Origin of the sequence: Streptomyces sp. NPDC093568, assembly GCF_044764945.1 — a bacterium.
In the GTDB taxonomy this organism is placed as follows: domain Bacteria; phylum Actinomycetota; class Actinomycetes; order Streptomycetales; family Streptomycetaceae; genus Streptomyces.
In genome coordinates this window covers 1505788-1510176 of record NZ_JBIWJD010000001.1, presented here as the reverse complement: position 1 = coordinate 1510176, position 4389 = coordinate 1505788, and the positions used below count along the sequence as shown (strand labels likewise).

Genomic DNA, 4389 nt, shown 5'->3' with positions numbered 1-4389 from the left:
CTCAAGTCACCTCGACAGCGGTTACCGATGCGGGATGTCGTCGGCCGGGGCCGGGCCGGTGCGGTCACGGACCGGGCGTCTGCCCGGCTCCGGGGCGCGGGCACGCAAGTGCACGCAGAGGGCGGCCGCCCCGGGGGATGGGCGGCCGCCCCGTCAAAGTGGCCTGGGCCGGGACCGGGGTCGGGACGCGGGGGGGGGGGCGTCGGCTCAGGTCAGACAGCGTTTTCTGCGGGTTCTCTGGGACGCGGCACGGCGAAAGTCTCGGTCCAGGAGGACGGGAAAAACCCTAGTAACGCCGCTGTGACGGACCGCTGTTTGCCCACACGGGAAGCCCGCCCGCCAGCGCCGCCCGGTGGTGAGACGTGGTTCACACCCAGGGTGCTGTCACATGGCTCGGCTCTCTCCGGTCAGTCGTGTGTACGCCATCCCGACGGCTAGGAGATCACCGTGGAACCGCGCCTCGACTACTTCGGCAACCCGCTCGCGGGAAAGGTGCTGCGGCACCTCAACTCGGCGAGCAAGCTGCTCTCGGACTCGACCCTGCCGGCCGCGGTCCAGGAGCTGGTGAAGATCCGCGCGAGCCAGATCAACGGCTGCGGCTTCTGCACGGACATGCACACCAAGGACGCCGCCCACGCCGGTGAGTCCGTCCAGCGCCTGCACCTGGTCGCGGCCTGGCGGGAGGCCAAGGTCTTCACGGACGCCGAGCGCGCCGCCCTGGAGTTGGCGGAGCAGGGCACCCGTATCGCCGACGCGGCCGGTGGTGTCACCGACGAGGCCTGGGCGAACGCGGCCAAGCACTTCGACGAGGACCAGCTCGTGGCGCTGATCTCCCTGCTCGCCGTCATCAACGCCTACAACCGCGTCAACGTCATCAACCAGCAGCCCGCCGGCGACTACCAGCCCGGCCAGTTCGGCTGACGGTCAGGCACCCCGGACGAGAGGAGCAGTGCGGCATGTCGTATCCACAGCGGGTCTATGACGGCGAGGGCGGCGAGGTCAGCGGGAACTTCCGGCCGGCGGACACGCCGCCGGACCTGGGCACGGCCGGCGAGGACGCCGTTCACTACCTGGCGGCCACGACCACCACGCGAGGCGAGTTCGGCCTGTACCGGGTGGAGATGAGTGCGCGGGCGGGTGGTCCGAAGACTCATTTCCACCGGACGATCTCGGAGTCGTTCTTCATCCTCGGCGGCACCGTTCGCCTGTTCGACGGCGACCAGTGGGTCGACGCGCGACAGGGCGACTTCCTGCACGTCCCGCAGGGCGGGCTGCACGCCTTCCGCAACGACTCAGACGCCCCCGCCGAGATGCTGCTCCTGTTCACTCCGGGGGCGCCGCGCGAGGCGTACTTCGAAGGACTGGCGGAGCTGGCCGACGCCACGGACGAGGAGCGGGCGCGGTTCTTCGACGAGCACGACTCGTACTTCGTCGACTAGGCGGACCGAACGCCCGTGTCGTGCGGGAGGGGTCAGCCGCCGTTCTCCGGCAGGTGTGCGGCGGCGGTGTCGTCGTCGAGTCCGGCGACCAGGCCGCGCAGGAGGGGACCGTACTCCGGGTGGGCGAGGGCGGACGCCATCTGGGCGACCAGGTAGTCGGCCGGGTTGCCGGTGTCGTACCAGCGGCCCTTGATGACCTGCCCGTACACGGCGCGGGTGGCGGCGTAGGCGTTGATGGCGTCGGTCAGGTAGACCTCGCCGGTGCGGTGCTCGTACCAGCGGCGGGTCTGTTCGCGCAGTTCGTCGATGATGCCGGGGGTGATGACGTAGCCGCCGATGGCCGCGTACGACGAGGGCGCGGCGGCCGGTTCGGGCTTCTCGACCAGACCGGTGATGCGCAGCTGGCCGTCGCCGAGGTCCTCCTTGACGATCGGGACGCCGTAGCGCTGCGACTCGGTGGGGTCCATCGGCATCAGGGCCAGCACCGGGCAGCCGGTCTGCTCGTAGGCCCGGATCAGCTGCTGGGCGCGGGGGACCTCGGCCACGAAGACGTCGTCGGGCCACAGCACGAGCACCGGCTCGTCGCCGAAGGAGCGGGCGGCGTTCAGCACCGGGGTGCCGTTGCCGTACGGGCCGTACTGGTCGAGGTAGGTGATGTGCCCCTGGCGGGCCAGCTCGGCGACCTCCTCGACGGCGTCGGCGTAGGCCGTCTTGCCGTCGGCGCGGAGCTGCTCGACGAGGGCGGGGTTGGGGCGGAAGTGCTCCTGGATGAGGCTCTTGCCGCCGGAGACCACGATGGTGATGTCGGTGATGCCGGAGTCCACCAGCTCGCGCACGGTGTGCTCGATGACCGGCTTGTCGCCGACCGGGAGCATCTCCTTCGGCGTCGCCTTCGTCAGGGGCAGCAGACGGGAGCCGAGTCCGGCGGCGGGGATCACGGCCCTGCGAATCGTCGGGGACATCGCATCTCTCTCGGTCGTTCGGGCGCTCCGCACCTGCGGGCGGCACGGCCGACGCTACCAACGCCTGACGTGGCCCTGCCCACCGGCCGCCGGCCCGCCGACGCTCCGCGCGCACCCGACTGTCACAGACGAGCGGCCTGCCCTGTCTTTCTCTATATGCTCCCTTTTTTGTCAGATGTCGCCGTTGAGTCTCCCGGACCGGAGCCACGGGACGCCTACGAGGTCAGTGCCGAGTTCTACGACATCCTTCAGGCGGACCGTGACAGGGCCCGGGTACGCCGCTTCTACGGCCGCAGCGTGCGCGGCGCCCGCCGGGGTGTGCTGGACGTCGGCGCCGGCACCGGGCGGGTCACGCTCATGAGCCTCGCCGAGTCGCGGGTTCCGGTGCACGCCGTCGAGCCCGCGCGTTCCATGCGCTCCCTGCTGATGACGCGCCTGGCGGCGCTGCCGGCGGACCAGAGGGCGCGCGTCACCGTCCATCCCGACGGACTGGACGAGGCCGGGCTGCGCGCGGTGGCCGACGTGGCGATATGCCACAACACGATCGGCTGCCTCCCCCCGGTCTCGCGCGCGGCCCTGTGGCCGGCCGTGGCCCGCGCGGTCGTGCCCGGCGGGATGCTCCTCGTGCACCTCCCGCCCGACCGCCTCCCCGCCGAGGAGGCCACGCACGTCCTTCCGGCGCAGAAGGTCGGCCAGCACGTGTACGGAGGGCGCATGGTGATGTCGGCCGACGCGGACCGGATCCGCACGCGCTTCGACTACTGGGTGCGGGGTGCGCGGGGTGTGCTGCGCGAGTACACCGAGACGTTCTGGATGTGGCCGGCCTCGCGCGCGGAGGTGACCGGGGAGCTTGCGGGGTCCGGGTTCGTCCCGCTGCCCGAGGGGGACGAACCCGCGGTGCTGACCGTGCGGCTCGGTCGCCCAGACGGCACCGGGCGCGAGCGGGCCCGGGCGGGCGTGCACCGGGCGGGCGTGGGCCGGTGACCGCTTGTAGCCTGGTCGCCCAGGTCTGGAGGACATCCATGCGCGCCGAGGACGGTTCCGACTCCCTCGACCGGGCGACCCAGCAGTTCATGGCGGCACGCCCGCAGCTGTTCGGTATCGCCTACCGCGTCCTCGGCAGTGCCGTGGAGGCCGAGGACATCGTCCAGGAGGCGTGGCTGCGCTGGCAGAAGACCGACCGCGCCGAGATCAGGGAGCCCGCGGCGTTCCTGGCGACCGTCACCGCCCGCCTGGCGATCAACCTCGCCCAGTCCGCGCGGATGCGGCGTGAGTCGTACACCGGCCCGTGGCTCCCGGAACCGGTCGACACCCGCGCGGATCCGCAGCTGGGTGCGGAGCGGGCCGAGGCGCTCGATCTGGCGGTGCTCCTCCTGCTGGAGAAGCTCAACCCCGTGGAGCGGGCCGCCTACGTGCTGCGGGAGGCCTTCGACTACCCGTACCGGCGGATCGCGGAGATCCTGGAGACGAACGAGGCCCGCACACGCCAGTTGGTGTCCCGTGCCCGCAAGCACCTGGCGGCGGAACGCAAGGAGCCGGTCGGCTCCTCCGACCACCGGCGTCTGCTGGAGGTCTTCCTCGACGCGGCGCGCACCGGAAGCCTGTCGGTGCTGGAGAACGTCCTCGCGGAGGACGTGGTCAGCTACTCCGACGGCGGTGGCATCCGCGGCGCGTCCAGGATCCCGGTCGTCGGACGTCCGCGCGTCGCCAAGTACCTCGCCGCCTTCGCCCCGCGGTTCTGGCCGCCGACCGAGGTGCGCTGGGTCGAGGCGAACGGCAGGCCGGCCGTCCTCGTGTCGTCCGACGGAGAGCCGGTGGCGCTGCTCTGCGTCGATGTCTCCGTTCGCGGTATCGAACGCGTCATGTGGGTCATGAACCCGGCCAAGCTGGCACCGTACGTGGCGTCGCTGGCCGGCTGAGGCCGGGCGCCCCGGCGCTGCCGGTGTCACAAGACCGTGGCGGCCGCCACACCGGCGGCTGTGTCACAG

General features: G+C 71.7%; 5 protein-coding genes. 4 read left to right on the top strand and 1 reads right to left on the bottom strand.

The genetic code is table 11. The annotated features are described in order from the left end of the window. Window positions 1-447: 447 nt before the first annotated feature. Window positions 448-921: a carboxymuconolactone decarboxylase family protein gene (locus ACIRD7_RS06405; protein ID WP_403450468.1), complete on the top strand. Its 474-nt coding sequence runs from the start codon at window positions 448-450 to the stop codon at window positions 919-921. A 35-nt stretch (window positions 922-956) separates the two neighbouring features. Then, on the top strand, window positions 957-1439 hold the full coding sequence (locus ACIRD7_RS06400) for a cupin domain-containing protein (protein ID WP_403450465.1): 483 nt from the start codon (window positions 957-959) through the stop codon (window positions 1437-1439). A gap of 32 nt (window positions 1440-1471) precedes the next feature. On the opposite strand, the gene ACIRD7_RS06395 is transcribed toward ACIRD7_RS06400, so the two are convergent. Further along, window positions 1472-2401 (bottom strand): UTP--glucose-1-phosphate uridylyltransferase, encoded by a 930-nt coding sequence (locus ACIRD7_RS06395; protein ID WP_403450462.1) that lies wholly within the window; start codon window positions 2399-2401, stop codon window positions 1472-1474. Between the two features lie 168 nt (window positions 2402-2569). On the opposite strand from ACIRD7_RS06395, the gene ACIRD7_RS06390 reads away from it, so the two are divergent. Beyond that, window positions 2570-3385 carry a class I SAM-dependent methyltransferase gene (locus ACIRD7_RS06390; protein ID WP_403450459.1) on the top strand — a complete coding sequence of 272 codons (816 nt, stop codon included), beginning with the start codon at window positions 2570-2572 and terminating at the stop codon, window positions 3383-3385. Between the two features lie 38 nt (window positions 3386-3423). After that, a complete protein-coding gene (locus ACIRD7_RS06385) occupies window positions 3424-4320 on the top strand; it encodes an RNA polymerase sigma-70 factor (protein ID WP_403450456.1) in 897 nt (298 codons plus the stop codon). The last annotated feature ends 69 nt before the right edge of the window (window positions 4321-4389 follow it).

What these genes read in the sequence shown, in the direction of transcription:
- ACIRD7_RS06400 (WP_403450465.1), top strand. Translation starts at nt 957, where the DNA reads ATGTCGTATCCACAGCGGGTCTATGACGGCGAGGGCGGCGAGGTCAGC.
- ACIRD7_RS06395 (WP_403450462.1), bottom strand. Translation starts at nt 2,401, where the DNA reads ATGTCCCCGACGATTCGCAGGGCCGTGATCCCCGCCGCCGGACTCGGC.
- ACIRD7_RS06385 (WP_403450456.1), top strand. Translation starts at nt 3,424, where the DNA reads ATGCGCGCCGAGGACGGTTCCGACTCCCTCGACCGGGCGACCCAGCAG.